Annotated in this window: 15 protein-coding genes; 8 read left to right on the top strand and 7 right to left on the bottom strand. The window is 61.6% G+C overall.

Annotated features, from left to right (window positions below; genetic code table 11):
- A partial coding sequence (locus tag JWQ61_RS15505; RefSeq protein WP_304361319.1) for a nucleoside hydrolase occupies nt 1-911 on the top strand: 911 nt, incomplete at its 5' end.
- A 102-nt stretch (nt 912-1013) separates the two neighbouring features.
- The gene (locus tag JWQ61_RS15510) at nt 1014-2099 is read left to right on the top strand and encodes an adenosine deaminase (protein ID WP_304361320.1); all 1086 of its coding nucleotides are present in this window, start codon (nt 1014-1016) and stop codon (nt 2097-2099) included.
- A 1-nt stretch (nt 2100) separates the two neighbouring features.
- Here JWQ61_RS15510 and JWQ61_RS15515 read toward each other — a convergent pair whose 3' ends face one another.
- Nucleotides 2101-3633 carry an NAD(P)/FAD-dependent oxidoreductase gene (locus JWQ61_RS15515; protein ID WP_304361321.1) on the bottom strand — a complete coding sequence of 511 codons (1533 nt, stop codon included), beginning with the start codon at nt 3631-3633 and terminating at the stop codon, nt 2101-2103.
- A gap of 79 nt (nt 3634-3712) precedes the next feature.
- Here JWQ61_RS15515 and JWQ61_RS15520 point away from each other — a divergent pair, with 79 nt between their 5' ends.
- From JWQ61_RS15520 to JWQ61_RS15530, 3 genes are all read left to right on the top strand, one after another.
- Nucleotides 3713-4678 (top strand): alpha/beta fold hydrolase, encoded by a 966-nt coding sequence (locus JWQ61_RS15520; RefSeq protein ID WP_304361322.1) that lies wholly within the window; start codon nt 3713-3715, stop codon nt 4676-4678.
- A gap of 196 nt (nt 4679-4874) precedes the next feature.
- Nucleotides 4875-7025 carry a carboxy terminal-processing peptidase gene (locus tag JWQ61_RS15525; RefSeq protein WP_304361323.1) on the top strand — a complete coding sequence of 717 codons (2151 nt, stop codon included), beginning with the start codon at nt 4875-4877 and terminating at the stop codon, nt 7023-7025.
- Nucleotides 7026-7167: 142 nt separating this feature from the next.
- Nucleotides 7168-7692 carry a DUF1993 family protein gene (locus JWQ61_RS15530; RefSeq protein ID WP_304361324.1) on the top strand — a complete coding sequence of 175 codons (525 nt, stop codon included), beginning with the start codon at nt 7168-7170 and terminating at the stop codon, nt 7690-7692.
- An 89-nt stretch (nt 7693-7781) separates the two neighbouring features.
- Here JWQ61_RS15530 and JWQ61_RS15535 read toward each other — a convergent pair whose 3' ends face one another.
- The 3 genes from JWQ61_RS15535 to JWQ61_RS15545 all read right to left on the bottom strand — a co-directional run bounded on the left by JWQ61_RS15535 (nt 7782) and on the right by JWQ61_RS15545 (nt 11663).
- Nucleotides 7782-8573 carry a hypothetical protein gene (locus tag JWQ61_RS15535; protein WP_304361325.1) on the bottom strand — a complete coding sequence of 264 codons (792 nt, stop codon included), beginning with the start codon at nt 8571-8573 and terminating at the stop codon, nt 7782-7784.
- A gap of 149 nt (nt 8574-8722) precedes the next feature.
- A complete protein-coding gene (locus JWQ61_RS15540; RefSeq protein ID WP_304361326.1) occupies nt 8723-9442 on the bottom strand; it encodes a phosphatase PAP2 family protein in 720 nt (239 codons plus the stop codon).
- A gap of 52 nt (nt 9443-9494) precedes the next feature.
- The gene (locus tag JWQ61_RS15545) at nt 9495-11663 is read right to left on the bottom strand and encodes a TonB-dependent receptor (protein WP_304361327.1); all 2169 of its coding nucleotides are present in this window, start codon (nt 11661-11663) and stop codon (nt 9495-9497) included.
- A gap of 226 nt (nt 11664-11889) precedes the next feature.
- Here JWQ61_RS15545 and JWQ61_RS15550 point away from each other — a divergent pair, with 226 nt between their 5' ends.
- From JWQ61_RS15550 to JWQ61_RS15560, 3 genes are all read left to right on the top strand, one after another.
- Nucleotides 11890-12567, top strand: coding sequence for a response regulator transcription factor (locus tag JWQ61_RS15550; protein WP_014004234.1), 678 nt, complete (start codon nt 11890-11892; stop codon nt 12565-12567).
- Entirely contained in the window at nt 12557-13867 is a 1311-nt protein-coding gene (locus tag JWQ61_RS15555) for an ATP-binding protein (protein ID WP_304361328.1), read from the top strand. Before JWQ61_RS15550 ends, JWQ61_RS15555 begins: the two co-directional genes overlap by 11 nt.
- An 83-nt stretch (nt 13868-13950) precedes the next feature.
- Nucleotides 13951-14994 carry a questin oxidase family protein gene (locus tag JWQ61_RS15560; protein ID WP_304361329.1) on the top strand — a complete coding sequence of 348 codons (1044 nt, stop codon included), beginning with the start codon at nt 13951-13953 and terminating at the stop codon, nt 14992-14994.
- A gap of 34 nt (nt 14995-15028) precedes the next feature.
- On the opposite strand, the gene JWQ61_RS15565 is transcribed toward JWQ61_RS15560, so the two are convergent.
- The 3 genes from JWQ61_RS15565 to JWQ61_RS15575 form a co-directional block, all read right to left on the bottom strand.
- Nucleotides 15029-16117, bottom strand: coding sequence for a beta-propeller fold lactonase family protein (locus tag JWQ61_RS15565; RefSeq protein ID WP_304361330.1), 1089 nt, complete (start codon nt 16115-16117; stop codon nt 15029-15031).
- A gap of 9 nt (nt 16118-16126) precedes the next feature.
- A complete protein-coding gene (gene garD / locus JWQ61_RS15570) occupies nt 16127-17701 on the bottom strand; it encodes a galactarate dehydratase (RefSeq protein WP_304361331.1) in 1575 nt (524 codons plus the stop codon).
- On the bottom strand, nt 17698-18656 hold a 959-nt coding region (locus tag JWQ61_RS15575; protein ID WP_304361332.1), incomplete at its 5' end, for an MFS transporter. The genes garD and JWQ61_RS15575, both read right to left, overlap by 4 nt.

The following is an 18656-nucleotide window of genomic DNA, read 5'->3' on the forward strand; positions in this document are numbered from 1 at the left end:
ACGACTGGCTGACCATGCTGCTGCTGGAAGTCAATCCCTGGCTGGAATGGCTGGGCGTCAGCGTCGCCGCCGGCAACGCGCCATTGGACGTGACTTACGACAATGCGCTGCGCATCAAGGCGCACTATGGTCTGGAGGTGCCGATCTACCGCGGCTGCGCGGAACCGCTCAACGGCCGCCAGGAAACCGCCCAGTGCATCCTCGGGGAAACCGGCATGCGCACTACCGGCGCCAGCCTGCCGCCGGTGGCTGCAGCGGAGCCCGACGCGGTGGCGCCCAACCTGCACGCATGCGACGCCCTGGTCGCGGCGATACGCCGGCATCCTGGAGAGATTACGCTGCTGGCGATCGCACCGCTGACCAATGTCGCGACGGCCCTGTTGCAGGCGCCCGATATCGCAGCGAAAATCAAGGAAATCATCCTGATGGGCGGCTCCACCGACCAGGGCAACCACACCGCCGCCGCCGAATTCAATATCTATGCCGATCCGGAAGCCGCCGATGTCGTATTCCGCAGCGGCGTACCGTTGCGCATGTTCGGGCTGAACCTGTGCCGCCAGCTTGCCGTGACCAGCGCCGAGGTAGCGCAACTCAGGCAAGTAGGCACGCAGCGCAGCGAATGGCTGGCGGGTTACCTGGAAGGCTACCTGCGTATCCGCAGCGCCGACGGCAGCGTGCCCATGCCGATGTACGACCCGGTGGTGGCCCTGTACCTGCGCTGGCCCGAGCTGTTCGAGTTCAAGCCGGCGCACGTCGACATCGAACTGGACGGCCGCCTCACGCGCGGCATGACGGTGTGCGAATTCCGCGTGCCGAAACGCGCCGCCGCCAACGTCGAGATCGCCATGGTCACCAATGGCTGGCTGGCCATGCAGCACCTGATGGAAGATTTGCTACCGGCCATATCCTGAACCAGCGCCTCCGGTGCGCACGGCATTTTTCAATCGAAACAAACGAATCACCATGAACAAATTTTTATCGTTTTCAATCGGCTGCGCCGGATGGCTTGCCTCATGAGCCACATCAAGCGCGGTGTAAACATCCCCGATGCCCAGCGCCTGGAGCAGTTCCTGCGCGCCATCCCCAAGGTCGAACTGCATTGCCACCTGTACGGCACGGTGCGCAAGCAAACCTTCATCGAACTGGCGGCCAAGGCCCGCAACGCTGTCAGCCGCGAGGAAATCGAGGCTTTCTATACCCGCGGCGAAAAACCGGTCGGCGTGCTGCGCGTGCTGCGGGCGCTCGATGCCCACCTGATCGCCAGCCCGGCCGACCTGCACCGCATCACCTATGAATACCTGCAGGACGCCGGACAGCATGGCGTGCGCTACGCCGAATTCTTCTGGAATCCGACCGGCACGGTGCACGTCTCGCAGATAGGTTACGCTTCCGCACAAGACGCGATTGTCGCGGCAATCCGCGACGCCTTGCACGACTTCGGCGTCGTCGGCCGCCTGCTGCCCAGCATAGACCGCGAAGCCGATCCGGCGGCGGCGGTGGAAATGGTGGAATGGATGTGCGCCCACCGGCGCGACGAAGTGATCGGCATCGGCATCGACTACCGTGAAAACGACCGGCCGCCGGAACTGTTCTGGAAGGCTTACCGCGACGCCCGCCAGGCCGGCTTCAAGACCACCGCCCATGCCGGCGAATTCGGCATGCCCTGGGTCAATGTCGAAAGCGCGCTGGAACTGCTCAAGGTCGACCGCATCGATCATGGCTATACTGTGGTCGACAACCCCGAGCTGGTGCAGCGCTGCATAGAGCGCGACGTGATTTTCACGGTAGTGCCGACCAATTCCTATTACCTGCGGGCGCTGGCGCCGGAGCGCTGGCATCTCGACCATCCGATCCGCGAGATGGTGCGGATGGGACTGCGCGTGCATCCGAATACCGACGACCCCACCTTGCACCAGGTCACGCCGACCCAGGCCTGGCTGATGATGCTGCAATTCGGCCTCGACCTCGACGCGCTGCGTGCATGCTTGCTGAACGGCCTGGACGGCGCCTGGATAGACGCGGCCACGCGGCACGGCTGGCGCCAGCAATGGAGCGCCGAATTCGACACGCTGCGCAGCCAGCTGGCGCCGATAGCCTGATTCAAGTGGAGTTTTTTTCCGGCGCGATTTTCAGCAGCAGGTAGTTCGCCGCATCGAAACGACGCGTGATCTGCCGGTATTCAAAGCTGAAACCCGGCCACAGGGTGTTGTTCTTGCCATCCTTGGTCAGGTACCAGCTGCGGCAGCCGGAATCCCAGACGGTGCCGCGCAGGCGGCGCTGGATTCCGCGGTTGTATTCGGTTTGCACCTGTGCTTTCACCTCCAGCGAATGCAAACCCTGCTGCCGCATCATGGCGATCGCCCGCACCACATAGTTCACGCCCGATTCGATCATGTAGATCATGGAGTTGTGCCCCAATCCAGTATTTGGCCCGGTGATCATGAAATAATTGGGAAAACCCGCCAGCGTCGCGCCTTTGTAGGCTTCCAGGCCATGCGCCGCCGCCTCGCTTAGCAAACTGCCGCCGCGGCCGCGTACTGCGATCGCACCCAGGGTATGCTGCACATCAAAACCGGTGCCGAAAATGATCGCATCGACCGCACGCTCCTCGCCATTGCGGCCGACCACGCTGTGCGCGCGCACTTCCGCGATGCCGTCGGTCAGCACCGCCACATTGCTGCGCGCCAGCGCCGGATAATAATCGTTCATCAGCAAGATGCGCTTGCAGCCCAGGGCGTAATCCGGCGTGACCTTGCTGCGCAGTCCGGCGTCATGCGGAATCTGTTTCCTGATGTGGCGCCGCGCCAGGGGCTGGATCAGGTGCAGCAGCAACGGCAGCTTGGCAAACGCCACCAGCCGCATTTCATACAGCACGTAAGTGAGTCCCCGGTACAGCCACTGCAAGGGCTTTACCCGGCGCAGGAGCCGCTGTTCGAACCGGCTGATCGTGCGGTCTGGGCGCGGCAGGACCCAGGGCGGCGTGCGCTGGTAGAGATCCAGCTGCGCCACTTTCTTGACGATTTCCGGCACGAACTGGATCGCGCTGGCGCCGGTGCCGATCACCGCAACCCGTTTTCCGGCCAGGTCGTAATCGTGCTGCCACTGGGCGGAATGGAATACGCGGCCCCGGAAATTTTCCAGGCCGCGGATCTGCGGAATCACCGGCTGCGACAGCGCGCCGGTAGCAATCACCAGCGATTTGGCGGAGAAACTGCCCTTGCTGCTGCGCAGTTGCCAGCAACCGTTTTCCTCGTCGAAATCGGCTGCGAGCAATGCCGTGTCCAGCCGGATGTAGCGCAGCAAACCGTAGTCTTCCACCAGTTTTTCGGTATAACGCAGGAGCTCGGATTGCTGCGGGAATTTCCGCGACCACGCGGCGTTCTGGGCGAACGAGAAGGAATACAGGTGGCTGGGAACGTCGCAAGCGGCGCCGGGATAATTGTTCACGCGCCAGGTGCCGCCGAAGACCGTGTCCTTTTCGAGGATCACGAAGTTCTCGATGCCTTGCTCCCTGAGCCGGATGCCCATGCAAAGCCCGGAGAAGCCGCTGCCGACGATGGCCACTTCCACGTCCGGTCCCGCGCCCGAGGGAGCGGCGTCCGGCGCCGGATTATCATATTTGACATGGCTCATATGTGCACTTTATAAATGACCAAGTGAAATTATGCAATGTGCGTAGCCGCAGACAAAAAAACCAAGAGGAAAAATGACCATGATGAGCGCCCTGATCGCTATTGCCGCCTGCCTGTTGCTGGCGCTGCTGCTGTTCGACCGGCTGCTGCCAGACCAGGCCGCGCGCCTGGCGCTGAAACTGGAACGCCGGCGTTCCGGTCTGTCCCTGGCCGACGCAGCGGTTCCCGGTTTCAGCATGCCCTATCTGCAAGGCGGCCGGGAGCAACAGGAAACTCTGGTCCTGGTCCACGGTTTTGGCGGCGACAAGGACAATTTCACCCGCGTCGCCCGCTTCCTGACGCCGCGCTACCGGGTGATCTGTCCCGACCTGCCCGGTTTCGGCGACGCCAGCCGCGATCCGGCGGCAAGTTATACGATGGCCGACCAGGTGCAGCACCTGCGCGCCTTCCTCGACCAGCTGGGCCTGGACAAAGTGCATATGGGCGGCAACTCCATGGGCGGCTTCATCGCCGCCCAGTTCAGCGCCACCTTTCCCGAGCGGGTCGCCAGCCTGTGGCTGCTGGATGCGGCGGGGACCGCGGCGGCGCAAGGCTCGGCCATATTGCAGCGTTACCTGCAGACCGGCGAAATGCCGCTGCTGCTGCGCAGCGAACAGGATTTTACGGAATTGATGCACACCACCACCCATCGCCCGCCGTTTTTGCCCTGGTCGGTGCGCACCGCCCTGGCGCGGCGCGCGGTGCGCGACTATCCTCTGCACAGCAAGATCATGCAGCAACTGACCGCATCGCCGCTGCTGGAGACCCGATACGCGGCCCTGGCGACACCCTGCCTGATCGTCTGGGGCCAGCAGGACCAGATCCTCGATCCGGCCGGGGCATACAGTTTCCAGGCCTTGTTTCCCAATAATCAGTTGCAGATGATGGCCGGCATAGGCCATTTGCCCATGGTGGAAGCGCCAAAACGCAGCGCCCTCGACTACCTGGCATTTCGCACAACCCTGGCTGGACAGGCATCCAAAGCAGTTGCCCTCGGGAAAAATTAACGACAGGCCCGGCCCGGAAAACCTTGTTTAAGCAAGCCTTAAGTAAAGCCAAGTAGAATTACCCAATCTGAACGCTTGCCCGGCGTGCGGGTCGAATTGCCACAACGCCGGCCTGCCGGCGGCCATTCCTGATGTAACGGGCAAGCACAATGCCCTTGCCGCTCAAATCAACACCGAACTTTGAATTGAAGGTTATATGCGCTTAAAAAACAGTCTGTTATGTGTCATCCTGGCAATTTCGACCGCCGCCCACGCGCTGGAAGCCGGGTCGCCGCCGGTCCTGTCGCCGCTGCAGCAGCAAGCGCAGGCGGCGCACCTGAGCGCGCAATTCCTGACCCGTTTCCATTACAAGCCGGTGCCGCTGGACGATACCTTGTCGACCAAGGTCATCAACCGCTACATCAAGTCGCTCGACCCGGAAAAATTCTTTTTCGTGCAGGCCGATATCGATCAGTTTACGGCAGAGAACACCAAGCTGGACGACGCCATTTACCGCGAAGACCTGCGCATCCCCTTTGCCATTTTCAACCTGTACCAGCAGCGCATCGTCGAACGCCTGACGTATGCGCGCGAACTGCTCAAGCAGGGTTTCGACTTCAGCCAGAAAGAAGACTTCGCCTTCGTGCGCGACAAGGAACCCTGGCCGAAATCCGAGGCAGAGAGCCGCGACCTGTGGCGCAAGCGCGTCAAGAACGACTGGCTGCGCCTGAAACTGGCCGGCAAGAAGGACCAGGCAATCCGCGATACGCTCAGCAAGCGTTACGAAAATTCCCTGGCGCGCGCCTACAAGTATAAAAGCGACGACGTCTTCCAGATTTTCATGAACGCCTATGCGACCTCGATTGAACCGCATACCGATTACCTGGGCACCAGCGCGGCGGCCGATTTCGATATATCGATGAAGCTTTCCCTGGTCGGCATCGGCGCGGTGCTGCAGGAAAGAGACGAATACACCACCATCCGCGAACTGGTGGCGGGCGGCCCGGCGCAATTGTCCGGCAAGCTTGCGGTCGGCGACCGCATCGTCGGCGTCGCACAAGGCGACAAGGGCGCCGTGGTCGACGTGGTCGGCACCCGCATCGACGACGTGGTCAAGCAGATCCGCGGCGCCAAGGACACGATAGTGCGGCTGGACATCTTGCCGGCCGATGCCGGTCCGGATGGCAAGCACAAGCTGATCAGCCTGGTGCGCAACAAGATCAGCCTGGAGCAGCAAGCCGCCAAGAAAACCATCTTGACCATCAAGAGCGGCGACACCACGCGCAAGGTCGGCGTGATTACCTTGCCTGCGTTCTATGAGGATTTCGAAGGACGGCGCAAGGGCGACAAGAATTTCCGCAGCGCCAGCCGCGATGTGGCGGCGCTCCTGGCCGAACTGAAAAAAGAGAAAGTCGACAGTGTCCTGATGGATTTGCGCAATAACGGCGGCGGCTCGCTGACCGAAGCGGTGGACCTGACCGGACTGTTCGTCGGCAAGGGCCCGATCGTGCAGCAGCGCAATGCGCGCGGCGACGTCAACGTGGAGGGCGACGATATTCCTACACCGGCCTGGACCGGTCCGCTGGCCGTGCTGATCAACCGCGGTTCGGCCTCTGCCTCGGAAATCTTCGCGGCGGCGATCCAGGATTATGGCCGCGGCATCATCGTCGGCGAAGGCAGTTTCGGCAAAGGCACGGTGCAGACCATGGTCAACCTTGACGAGCTGTCGCACAACGACAAGCCGAAATTCGGCGAACTGAAGATGACCATCGCCCAGTTTTTCCGCATCAACGGCGGCACTACCCAGCTGCGCGGCGTGACTCCGGACGTCAGCCTGCCGGGTTTCTCCGATCCTGAGAGTTTTGGCGAATCGAGCTACGACAACGCCTTGCCATGGTCGCAGGTGAAGGCAGCCGACTACACCCCGGTCGGCGACGTAAAGGGCCTGCTGCCGCAGCTCCAGAGCCGGCACGATGCGCGCATCGAAAAGGACAAGGACTTCCAGCGTTTCCTGGAAGACGTGACCGAGGTGAATACGCTGCGCAAGAAACGTGTCATCTCGCTTAACGAAACCGACCGGCGCACTGAAATGACCCAGCAGGAAGCTCGCCTGAAGGCGCGCGGCAAGGCTGGCGACGGCGGCGACGGCAAAGACAAGGATGCTGCCGACGCAGCCGACCTCAACCGCCAGGACGACGGCCTGCAAGCCAACGAACGCAGCTTGAGCGCGGACCTGGCAGCTGAAAAGGCGCAAAAGAACGCCAAGGACGTATTGCTGAATGAAGCAGCGCAAATCCTCGGCGACGAATCGGACCTGCTCAAGGCGAATACGAAATTCGCGGTGCAGCAGCCGGCCAAGGGAAAATGACCTGATCGATGCATGAAAAAAAGACAGGCGCTGGCCTGTCTTTTTTTTTACTCCCGGCATGGATAACCCTGGAATGCAGCGCTGCTCCAAAACGGATAGGATGATGGTCCCGGCTTGAAGCCCATCCTTTTTGGAGCCTGACATGCAGTCCTTATCGATGTATCAAATTTCTGTTCCAGTGTTCGTGCGCGGCCTGGGTGTGCTTGCGGGCTATCTGGAGAAGGCGGAGGCCCATGCCAAAGCCGGCAATATCGACCCTGCCGAGATGGTCAACGCAAAACTGGCGCCGGACATGCTGTCGCTGGCCGGGCAGATCCAGCGCGCCAGCGACACCTCGAAGAATGCAATCGGCCGTTTGTCGGCAGTCGAAGCACCACGCTTTGAAGACAACGAGACGACCATTGCGGAGTTGCAGGCGCGGATAGCGAAGACGATCGCGTTTCTGGAAAGTGTGCGGCCAGAGGATTTGCATGGAAGCGAGACGCGTCCGGTCACCCTGGTTTTCGGCAAGTTAAAAACCACCATGCAGGGCGATGCCTACCTGCTCACGTTTACCGTGCCGAATTTTTTCTTTCACATAGCCACCGCACACGCCATCTTGCGAAACAAGGGAGTGGCCGTAGGCAAACTGGATTATCTCGGCCATTTCGACATGGAACCGGCCTAGCAGCAATCAATTAGGGTCAGAGTCGAATTACCGTTTAAAAAATTCGACTCTGACCCTAATTAATGATGCGCGGAGCAGATGCTGCCGCTTTAGCCCGCACTATCTATGCGGCCGGGTTGCGGTTGAAGTACGTCAATGCCGACATGGCACAGTTCCTTTTCCTGAGTCCGCCTCTGCAAGGCGTGCAAGATAGCGAGGCTGTTAGCTGCCTGCTCAACCGGCTGGCTCCTGGCTTGCGCGATTTCCAGGTAAAGATCCTCGATCTCGGCAACGGCTCGTTCGTTACGTGGGCTCGCCTCGAATACGCTTAAACCTCGATCGAAGATGCGGCGATCATCTATCCACTCGTGGATTACCGTCTCGGCTAGCGTTGCAGTCAGAATTTCCTTTGCCAGGGCCTGTGCCGGACTGGTTTCCGTGTTGGCGCCAGCGCCAAACGCGCTGATGGACTGGACTTCGACCACCAGTATGCGCAACGCGGGATTGAACAGCCGCGCAGCTTCGATGCGCTCGATCAGCGCCTGCCGGTTACAATCCTGGCGAGAATGGACCGGAATCACCAGCACATCGGTGACGACCAGTGCCGCATTGGTGTTGCGAGCGTCGCTGCCATCCGCATCGACCACCGTTTCTGGATAATGCACCCGATAGTAGGATGCCGGATTTTCCAGGTCCGACTCCAGGTCTACGCTGCCACGCACAGTAATCTTCTGCTTTGCGCCGGCAGCCCGGCGCCGAGTATTCCAGCCCAATGCATACTGCAGCGACGTGGCGTCAGCCAGCAGCACCCTGCGCTGGCTCTGTGCGCAATGCGCAGCCAGGTTGAGTGCGATGATTGAACGTTTGGCAAATTCGTCTTCGCTGAAAATCGTGATGATCATGATAAGGCCCGCCTGCTGTCTCTGATGAGACCAGTCTAGGGAAACGCGTATAAAGATGTCGTAAAAATGTAGGCGGATTGTATAAACGACGGCTAAAAAAAAGCCAGCTCCAAGGCTGGCCTATTCAAAACACCATGTCTCGACCTGGTTCACATGCTGTCAGCCGGATCCGGCCCCAGTTCCAGCACCCCGCGCAACTCCTTCTTTGCAGCGTCGAATGCGGTTTTGAAGTCATCCCGGGTCTGCAGCCTGGCGGCGATCACCGTGCCTGTGATGCGACCGGTTTCGATGTCGGAACGGTAGTGCACGCCGCCGATGATGCGGTTGTTGGCGTATTCGGCGGCGCGCGCCATGATCTCGGCGCGTTTTTCCGGCACCATGTTGGACAAGACGATGCCCATCAGCGTGCCGGCCGTGGCGTGGCCGGACGGGTAGGCGCCGGAGCGCGACAATTTGACCACCGGCTTGACCAGGTCGCTATACATGAATGGCCGCGAACGCTTCCAGATGTCCTTGTAGGTGTCGACCACGGCGCCTTCCGAATCAACCACGCGCTGGAAGAACTGAGCAAACAGCGGCAGCTGGTCGCGCTTGAACTTTACTCCCATCACGTCGGCAAAACGCCAGATGTCTTCCGTGGCGTCGGCTTGCGAGCGCGCCACCATTGCCGGCGTGCGCGCGGCTTGCAGGGCGAGGATTTCGCTGAGCTCGGCCTTGGTTTGCGGGGAATCGTTGGCGGGCGGCGGCGGCAGCAGCTTGACCAGGTCGATTTCCTTCGACGTGATGAATGGATTTTCCTCGCGCGCCAGCACCGATGCACTGCAGGCGACGAAAGACATGAGCAGTATTGAGGCAATGAGTTTACGCATGAACGGCACTTTCAAATAAAAAAGGCAGGGAGCGGCGCTCCCCGCTCGTTGCTTAAAAATCCAGGTTCAGCGCCAGCGACAGGCTGCGCGCCGGCAGCAGCGTCAGCGCATCGCCGGGCGCCGGCGCCGAGGTATTCGTGCTGGCCGGGTTGACGCCGACTATGCTGTGCTTGTCGAACAGGTTATTGATGCCGAACTGGATCTTGGCCTGCTTGACGAATTGCGCCGGGCGCTTGATCGTGTAGTTGACGAACAGGTTGGAGATGGTGAACGGGCTGATCTTGACCGCCTGGTGCACGCTGCCGTTGTCGTTGTACATGGTGCCGACCCGCTTGTTGAGCCAGCCGATATCCCAGCCGCCGCGGTTGTAGTTCAGGCCCAGCGTTTCGGTGTCGCTGGGGGCGCCGGCCACCCATTGGCCGCTGGCGAACTTGGCGCTGCCGTAGGTGGCGTTGGCGTACAGGCTGAAACCGGCGCCCAGCACCACGTTGCCTTCCGCTTCGATGCCCTGGGTGGTAGAGCTGCCGTTGGCGAAGAAGGTGGTATTGCCGGCATTGTCGGTGAACGACGAATACGCGTTGTCGAACTTGATGTGATAGGCATCGACGTCGAACGTGAAGCTATCCGATTTCCAGACCGAACCGACCTGGAACGTCTTGCTCTTGATCGACGACGGCAAGGCCGTGACGTTGGCGTTCTTGACATCGAACACGCTGCTCGGCGGAATTTCATCGCCGGCGGCGTACTGGCCGTAGATCGACCAGTTCGGCTGCAGCATGTAATGCACGTCGATCGAAGGCAGCACCGTGTTGTAGGTGACTGCGTGCTGGACGCTCGGCTGGCCGCCCAGGTTGCCGACGGTCTTGCCGTTATCGGCATACTGGGTCAGGTCCTGCCGGTACGACGAATACTTCACGCCCGGCGTGATTTTCAGGTCCTTGGCGACCTGGAATTCGTATTCGACGAAAGGCTGCAAGGTAGTGGTCTTGAAACGTTCGTGGAAATTCGGCAGCGCCGCATCGACCCAGGTACGCGGATCGGACGGGATCTGGTAGCGGTTGGTGTCGGCGTTTTCCGCCCACAGGCCGGTGCGCAGGATGCCGAAAGCGGATTCCTGGCTCAGCCGCAGCAGGTTGCCGTAGGTGCGGTAGCTGTTGAGCTTGTCGGTGGCGCTGGTGGCGGTGATGGTGCTGCCGTTGTAGTTCTGCTGGTTGTGATAGGCATAGGTGTAGAGCTTGTCGTCCAGCTTCCAGCCGCCGCCCAGGTTGGAAGTGAGGCCGGCGTATTCGAAATCCGAAGTCACATGGTAGAAATTGTAGCCCCAGTAGTTGGCTTGCTTGGGGTCGTTGCTGAGTAGGTAGTCGTCGCCGAACTGCGCGACCTGGGCCCGCGTCGGGCCCTTGGTGTTCGGGGTATTGGCTTTCAGGTCGATGTAAGAGCCGAACAAGGTCAGCGCCGTGTCTTTGGTGAACGCATATTGATACTTGAGCGAAACCGCGTCGCGGGTCTGCTTGTTGTAGCTCTGGTAGCCGTCCGATGTCATCTGGTGCGCATTGACCAGCAGGTTGGAAGCGCCGTCGGCGCCGAACTGGCCGCTTTCAAATTCCGCGCCGTAGATCTTGGTGTTGAACGAACCGTAGGAATCGAACACGCCGATGCGCTGCTCCGGTTCCAGGTTGCGCGACAGCAGGTTGACCGAACCGCCAAAGTTGGCCGGGCCGATGGTGGCGGCCGATCCAGGGCTGCGGTCGATCACCGCGCCGCCCAGGAACTGGCTGGGGAAAAATGCCCAGGTGTGATGCGACGGACTGTTGGTGTCCTGGAACGGGATGCCGTCGAAGCTGACCGTATAGTCGCCGTCGGCAAAGCCGCGGAAGAACGTCTTGGTGTCGCCCAGGCCGACGCCGTTCGGGCTGTAGCTGTACATGCCTGGCGTCATCTGCAGCACCTGGCTGAAATCGGCCACCGGCGAAGTCAGGTTGCGGATGAATTCATCGCTCACTATCGATTGCGCCGAACGCGCCGCCAGTGAACCCTGCGACAGCGCGGTCTTGGCTGCGGTAACCGCCTTGCCGGTAATTTCCACGATGCCGGTATCGCCGTCGGCGCCGCCATCGCCGGCAGCGGCGACTTGCTGTGCGCCGGCCATCATCGGCGCAGCCATGCAGACTAATGCGTACAAGACCTGCCGGGTGCCTGGTTTCAAACTGGGGCGCTTCATTTCGATGTTTCCTTTTTAGAATCGTTGCGGCAAAAAAATCGGAAGAAAATATCCGGCGTATGGCATGCATGGAGCCGTTAGCCGTAGTTCGGGGCGAAGCATAAGCCTTGAAAATTAAGCGAAAATGAGCTGTGCGGAATCTGTCTGATTTACGTCAATCGACGGCATATTTCATGCGCTGGTCACAATCGGCTGCTATCTTCAAAGGTCGACCAAGGCGGATCCGATGCGCTTACTTCTGATTGAAGACGACTACATGCTGGGCAACAGCATCCGCACAGGGTTCTATCCCTATGGGTTCACCGTCGACTGGACCCAGGACGGGATTGCCGCCGAAGCCGCGCTGGCTGCCGAGACTTATTCCGCAGTGCTGCTGGACCTGGGCCTGCCGCGCAAATCAGGACTGGAAGTGCTGAAAAAAATGCGCTCCGACAGCAACGGCACGCCGGTAATCATCCTCTCGGCCAGCGACCGCGTGCTGAACCGGATCGAAGGACTGGACGCCGGCGCCGACGATTACCTGAGCAAACCGTTCGACCTCGATGAACTGGCGGCGCGCGTGCGCGCCTTGCTGCGCCGTAGCGGCGGCCGCACCAGCCCGCTGCTGACGCACGGCGACATCCATTTCGACCCGGCCAGCAATACCGTCGCCTACAAGGGGAAAAACATCGCCTTGAGCAGCCGCGAGCTGATGGTGCTGGCGGCATTGATCGAGAAACCGGGTGCAGTGCTGTCGCGCGCGCAGCTGGTCGACAAGGTATATGGCTGGAACGATGAGGTGGAGAGCAATACCATCGAGGTGCATATCCACGCGCTGCGGAAAAAACTGTCCCCGGGCGTGATCCGCAACATCCGCGGCCTGGGTTATATGCTCGCCGGCGAAGAGAACTCGTGTGTCAATTAGGAACCGCCTGCTGTTCTGGCTGCTGTCCGGGCTGACAGTCCTGGGCGCATGTTTTGTGCTGGCCGACTACCTGATCGACCGCGCCCTGCTGGCCGACATCTACGACGACCAGATGAGTCAGATTGCATCCGCCATCCCGGTGCATTTCAGCGGCAGCGACCTGGAAACCAGCGGCCCGGCGCTGAAATACGACGGCGACGACAGCATCCTGCAGATCTGGGATCAAAACGGCAAGCTCAGCTACAGCTCCCATCCGGCCATCGTCCTGCCGCGATTTTCAACCCTGGGTTTCAGTGAAACAAAATGGCGCGGCAGCGAGTGGAAACTGTTCATCCGCAAGACCGACCGCAACCTGATCCAGGTAGCGCAATCACTGACCGGCAGGCGTAATATCGCCATCGAGCACGCACTGCGTTCGCTGATACCGCTGCTGATTTTCTTGCTGATCATGGCCCTGCTCATCCACTGGAGCGTCGGCACCGGCCTGCAATCGCTGACCCGCCTGTCGCAGGAGCTGGCCAAGCGCACTCCCGACAAGCTGGGCCGGCTCGCTACGCAGGACCAGCCGGCCGAAATCAGGCCGCTGACGCATGCGCTCGACACCTTGCTGCAGCGCCTGGGCGTCGCCCTCGAAGGCCAGAAAAAATTCATCGCCGATGCCTCGCATGAATTGCGCACCCCACTGGCTACCTTGCAGATCCAGACCCAGCTGGTGGAACAGTCGCTGGGCAGCGGGCGCGAAACCCGCGCGCTGGCGGACCTGAAGGCCGGCGTCAAGCGCACCAGCCACCTGGTCGAGCAATTGCTGATGGTGTCGCGCCTGGAGTCGGCCGGCATCCACGATCCGCACATTCCGCTGCAGCTGCATGAAATTGCCCGCGAGGTCACCATCGACCTGATCCCCTATGCCTGCACGCGCAAGATAAATCTCGGCGTCGAGCAGCTGGACGCCGGCCTCATCATGGGATCGGAGCATCATCTGCACATCCTGCTGCGCAACCTGATCGACAACGCAGTGCGCTACACCCCCAGCGGCGGCCAGGTCGACGTCACCATCCGCGCCCGGCAAGATGAGATCCTGCTGGAGATCGAAGACAGCGGGCCGGGCATTCCGCCGGCCGAACGGGAACGCGTGTTCGACCGCTTCTACCGTTGCCTGGTGCCGCAGGCCACCGGCAGCGGCCTTGGCCTGGCGATCGTCAAGCAGGTGGCGGAACTGCACCAGGCTGAAGTACAGCTGGGCCAGGCCCGGCGCCTGTCGGGATTGAAAGCCAGCGTCATCTTCAAAAGAGCAGCATAAGCGCGCCGCAAAATTCCTGTTGACTTAAAGTTTACTTGAACTTGCATACTGCGCCAGTCAACCACTGATCTTGGGGCCGTCACATGAATCAACTACTACGCGAACCAACCCTGCACCGCCTGCTCGACGCCAACGTCCGCTTTGCCAGCGACGGCAAGGGCACCACCAATCATTGTCCGATGGCGCTGTGCGCCCTGGCCGGCATGGGCGCCCAGCCGGAGCGCCTGCAGGAATTTTTTGACATGTGGGAGCGCCGCTTCACCGTGCCCGCCAGGCCCGCGGTTAACGCGGTCAACCGCGAAACATGGCTGGCCTGCATCGGCGACACCAACGCCTTTCCCGCGCTGCGCGAGTATTTTGAGGAGTGGATCTGGAGCGCAGGCGCCGATGCCGTGCTCGAACAAGTGCTGGGCAAGATACCGTTTGCACCGGCCAGCGGCGCGTTCCATGCCCTGATCCGGCTTGCCTACGGTCTGGAAGCGCAGCATCTCAGCGAAATCGCCGCCGGGCTGGCGGCGCTGGTCTGCGGCAACCTGCATATCGACACCGGATCGCACCGGCGCGCGCCGGCGGCTTCGGTAAACCAAGGCCTGGCGATTTTGTCGCGGGCGTTGCATGGCACGGTATTCACCGGCGGCATGATTGTCGCGCGCCTGCGGGCGGTAGCCGATTACCCGTTGTTTTACGCGGTGCTGCCGGCCGCGCCGGCGCAGCCGCAGCTGCTGGACGACATGGCGCGGGCGGCAATTTCCTTGTACTGGCAGACCAATAATTTCACGGCCCTGCATATCGTCACCGGCCTGCATGCGGCGCGCCGGGTGCTGTCCCATTTGCCGGCAGCGCTGGTCCAGCGCCTGCTGCCGGAGTTGTGGGTGGCGCTTTGCGCTGCATATGTGTCGATAGGCGCGCCTCCCCTGGCAACATCGAATGCGGTACTCGATGACGAGGAAACCCTGGCCGACAGCCCCGACACCTGGCAGGACCTGTTCACCACCACCATCGCTTCCGACGACGACCATGTGATCAAGATGGTCTACACCTGCTATTGCGAAAACCTGCGCGCGCCGTCGCCGCTGTACCTGGCGGCAGCGGCGCGGCGGGCCGGCCGCATGTTCCAGATGCATTGACGGGCGGCCGTCGCGGCCCTGGCAGCCGCACCGGCTATGGCAGGTCGACGATCTCGACCCAGTTGGGATTTGCCCCCATGTCGTACTGGTGCAGCAAACGCAGGGCGCCGCTGTTCTGGTCGATGGCGTAGCTGCTCATGCAGTTCGATTTCTGGCCGACCGCCAGCAGGTAGCGGCCGCCGGGATCGATATTGAAACCGCGCGGCTGGGTCTCGGTAGGAAATGTGCCGATCAGGGTCAATGCGCCGCTGTCAGGATCGACAGCAAACCCGGCAAGCGTGCTGGAGGTGCGCTCCGAGGCGTACAGGAAACGGCCGTCGGGCGTCAGGTGCAGGTCGGCCGGCGCCAGCGCCGCGCCCTGGAAATCCTTGGGCCGCAGGGAAACCGAAGCCTGCAATGTCAGGGCGCCGCTGCCGGCATCGTAGCGATAAGTATTGAGGCTGCCGTCCAGCTCGTTGGTGCCGTAGACAAAACGGGCGCGGCGGTCGAACACGAAATGGCGAGGACCGGCGCCCTGCCTGGTTTCCACATACGGCGGAACGTTAGGCGTGACCTGGCCGCTGCTTGCATCGAAGCGATATTGCAGGATGACGTCGCCGCCCAGGCTGCTGGCGAACAGGTGGGTATTGGCAGGGTCAGTCGCTATCGCGTGGGCTTTTTCACGGGTCGGAATCACGGCCAGCGGCTGCGCCCCGACATCGCCCTTGGCGGCAATCGGGTTGACGGAAATCTTGTTGCCGGTGTAGGACGCCGCCAGCAAGAAACGGCCCGTCTTGTCGGTCGCCAGGTTAGCCATGTTGTCGGCCAGCGGCACCGTCGACAACAGGCTCAGCTTGCCGCTCTGGCGGTCGATGGCGAAACTGCTGACTGAATACGGCAGCGAACGCAAGGAGGCGTACAGGAAGCGACGGTCGGGGCTGACCGCCAGCGGCATGACCGTGCCGCCGGTCGCTACCTTCTCCACCAGGCTGGCGCTGCCGTCCGACTGGCTCAGCTCCATGACATAAATATCACGGCTGTCGGCGTTCGATACGTACACCATGGTTTTGGCCGAGGCCATAGCCGAAACGTTCATCATCATGAACCCCAGGGAAAGACACAGCCGGCCGAAATGTTGATGCATTTTATCCTGTCAGGTGATCGGCGCCGGATTGAACAGCGTCAAGGCATTGTGCAGTTTGTGATGCTCGGCCCAGGTCTGCTTGCGGCCGCTGGCGACATCCAGCATCAGGTGGAACAGTTCCCAGCCGACGTCTTCGATGCTGGCTTCGCCGCTGGCGATGCGGCCGGCGTTGATATCCATCAGGTCGTGCCAGCGCCGCGCCAGGTCGTTGCGGGTGGCGACCTTGATCACCGGCACCGCGGCCAGACCGTAGGGCGTGCCGCGGCCGGTGGTGAATACATGCAGATTCATGCCGGCCGCCAGCTGCAAGGTGCCGCAGACAAAATCGCTGGCGGGCGTGGCAGCGTAGATCAAACCCTTCTGCTTCAGTTTGTCGCCTGGCGACAACACGCCGGAAATCACGCTGCTGCCGGATTTGACGATAGAACCCATGGCCTTTTCGACGATGTTGGCCAGGCCGCCCTTCTTGTTGCCGGGCGTGGTGTTGGCGCTGCGGTCGACGCCGCCGCGGGTCAGGTAATCGTCGTACCAGGCCATCTCGCGGATCATGGCTTGCGCCACCTCGGCGCTGGCGGCGCGCGCAGTCAGCTGGTCGATGCCGTCGCGTACTTCAGTGGTTTCGGAAAACATCACGGCGGCGCCGGCGCGCACCAGCAGGTCGCTGGCGAAGCCTACCGCCGGATTCGCGGTCACGCCCGAGAAAGCGTCGCTGCCGCCGCATTGGACGCCGACCACCAGCTCCGACGCCGGGCAGCTAACGCGGCGCCGCTTGTCCAGTTCAGCCAGTTGTTCTTTTGCCGTGGCCATGATGGACACGATCATCGACTCGAAACCGACATGTTCGGCATCTTGCAGGCACACCACGCGCAAGCCGTCTTCCTTGCCGCCGGTGCTTTGGATGGGGATCGAACCTTGCGGAAACAGGCGGCCCGGCTGCAGTTTTTCGCAACCCAGGCTGACCACCATCGCCTGGCCGCCGAAATTCGGGTTCATGCTGATGTTGCGCAGGGTGCGGATCGGAATCTCGGCGCCCGGCGCATCGATCGCCACGCCGCAGCCATAGGTGTGCTCCAGGCCTATGACATCGTCGACATGCGGATAACGGGGCAGCAGCTCGGCCTTGATGCGCTTGACCGCATGCTCCACCACGCCGGACACGCATTGCACCGTGGTGCTGATCGCCAGGATATTGCGGGTGCCGACCGTGCCGTCGGCGTTGCGGTAGCCTTCGAAGGTGTAACCTTCCAGCGGCGCTGCCGCTGCCGGCGTGCGGGTGGCGATCGGCAGGTTGCTCAGCTCCCGCGCCGGCGGCATCCTGACCAGCGATTCTTCGATCCAGCTGCCCTGCGCGATCGGCCGCTGCGCATAGCCGATCACCACGCCGTAGCGCACGATCGCCTCGCCTTCGGCAATCTCGCTCAATGCAACCTTGTGGCCTTGCGGCACCTTGTCGCGCAGCACCAGCCCGCAGGGAAATACCGAACCGGCCGGCAAGCCGCCGTCGTTGGCGACGATGGCGACGTTGTCTTGCTCCTGCATGCGGATGTACAGCGGCGTATTGTTGTCTGTTGCGGCCTTGCTCATGGTGCGACTCCGGATAATTTTGGCTGCCCTGCGTCGTCCAGCGGCTTGAGCTCGACGCGCTTGATGTCTTTCACGATCACCAGGTAGCTGATCACGGCCAGCAAGGCATTGGCGCCGACGTACATCAGCGCCCACTCGAAGGAGCCGGTCTGCTTGATGATATAGCCGATCACGATCGGCGCCGTGATGCCGGCGATATTGCCGAACATGTTGAACAGGCTGCCGGTGAGGCCGATGATTTCTTTCGGCGAGGTATCCGCCACCACTGCCCAACCGAGGGCGCCGACACCCTTGCCGAAAAACGCCAGCGCCATGATGCCGACCACCATCCACTGGGTATCGACGTAATTGCACAAGATCATGGTGGTCGACAGCAGCAGGCCGGCGACGATAGGAATCTTGCGCGCCCAGGTCAGCGAAAAACCGCGCTTGATCAGTCGGTCAGAAATCAGGCCGCCCAGCACCCCGCCCAGGAAACCGCAGATCGCCGGCAGCGACGCCACGATGCCGGCTTTCAGGATCGACATGCCGCGCTCCTGCACCAGATAGATCGGAAACCAGGTCAGGAAAAAATAGGTGATGGTATTGATGCAGTACTGGCCGAGGTAGACGCCGGCCAGCATGCGGTTGCTGAGCAGCTGCTTGAGATAGCCGAGCTTGACGCCGCGGTTTACCTGCGGCCCCTTGCCTGCCGCTTGTCCCAGGCCTTGGTCCATGTCGACCAGGCCGCCGCCGTCGCGGATATGCGCCAGCTCCGCCGGCGTCATGCGCGGATGGTCTTTCGGACTGTGCATCATCCGCATCCAGACCATGCTCAGCACCAGCCCTGCCGCGCCCATGACCACGAACGTCTCCGACCAGCCGTAAGCATGCGTGATCCAGGCCATCAGGGGGGCGAACAAGACGGTGGCGAAATATTGCGAGGAATTGAAAATCGCCGAGGCGGTGCCGCGCT

It is taken from the genome of Collimonas fungivorans (genome assembly GCF_028292705.1).
Lineage (GTDB): Bacteria > Pseudomonadota > Gammaproteobacteria > Burkholderiales > Burkholderiaceae_D > Collimonas > Collimonas fungivorans_B.

What these genes read in the sequence shown, in the direction of transcription:
- garD (WP_304361331.1), bottom strand. Translation starts at nt 17,701, where the DNA reads ATGAGCAAGGCCGCAACAGACAACAATACGCCGCTGTACATCCGCATG.
- JWQ61_RS15520 (WP_304361322.1), top strand. Translation starts at nt 3,713, where the DNA reads ATGATGAGCGCCCTGATCGCTATTGCCGCCTGCCTGTTGCTGGCGCTG.
- JWQ61_RS15560 (WP_304361329.1), top strand. Translation starts at nt 13,951, where the DNA reads ATGAATCAACTACTACGCGAACCAACCCTGCACCGCCTGCTCGACGCC.
- JWQ61_RS15550 (WP_014004234.1), top strand. Translation starts at nt 11,890, where the DNA reads ATGCGCTTACTTCTGATTGAAGACGACTACATGCTGGGCAACAGCATC.
- JWQ61_RS15565 (WP_304361330.1), bottom strand. Translation starts at nt 16,117, where the DNA reads ATGCATCAACATTTCGGCCGGCTGTGTCTTTCCCTGGGGTTCATGATG.
- JWQ61_RS15530 (WP_304361324.1), top strand. Translation starts at nt 7,168, where the DNA reads ATGCAGTCCTTATCGATGTATCAAATTTCTGTTCCAGTGTTCGTGCGC.
- JWQ61_RS15510 (WP_304361320.1), top strand. Translation starts at nt 1,014, where the DNA reads ATGAGCCACATCAAGCGCGGTGTAAACATCCCCGATGCCCAGCGCCTG.
- JWQ61_RS15545 (WP_304361327.1), bottom strand. Translation starts at nt 11,663, where the DNA reads ATGAAGCGCCCCAGTTTGAAACCAGGCACCCGGCAGGTCTTGTACGCA.
- JWQ61_RS15515 (WP_304361321.1), bottom strand. Translation starts at nt 3,633, where the DNA reads ATGAGCCATGTCAAATATGATAATCCGGCGCCGGACGCCGCTCCCTCG.
- JWQ61_RS15535 (WP_304361325.1), bottom strand. Translation starts at nt 8,573, where the DNA reads ATGATCATCACGATTTTCAGCGAAGACGAATTTGCCAAACGTTCAATC.
- JWQ61_RS15540 (WP_304361326.1), bottom strand. Translation starts at nt 9,442, where the DNA reads ATGCGTAAACTCATTGCCTCAATACTGCTCATGTCTTTCGTCGCCTGC.
- JWQ61_RS15525 (WP_304361323.1), top strand. Translation starts at nt 4,875, where the DNA reads ATGCGCTTAAAAAACAGTCTGTTATGTGTCATCCTGGCAATTTCGACC.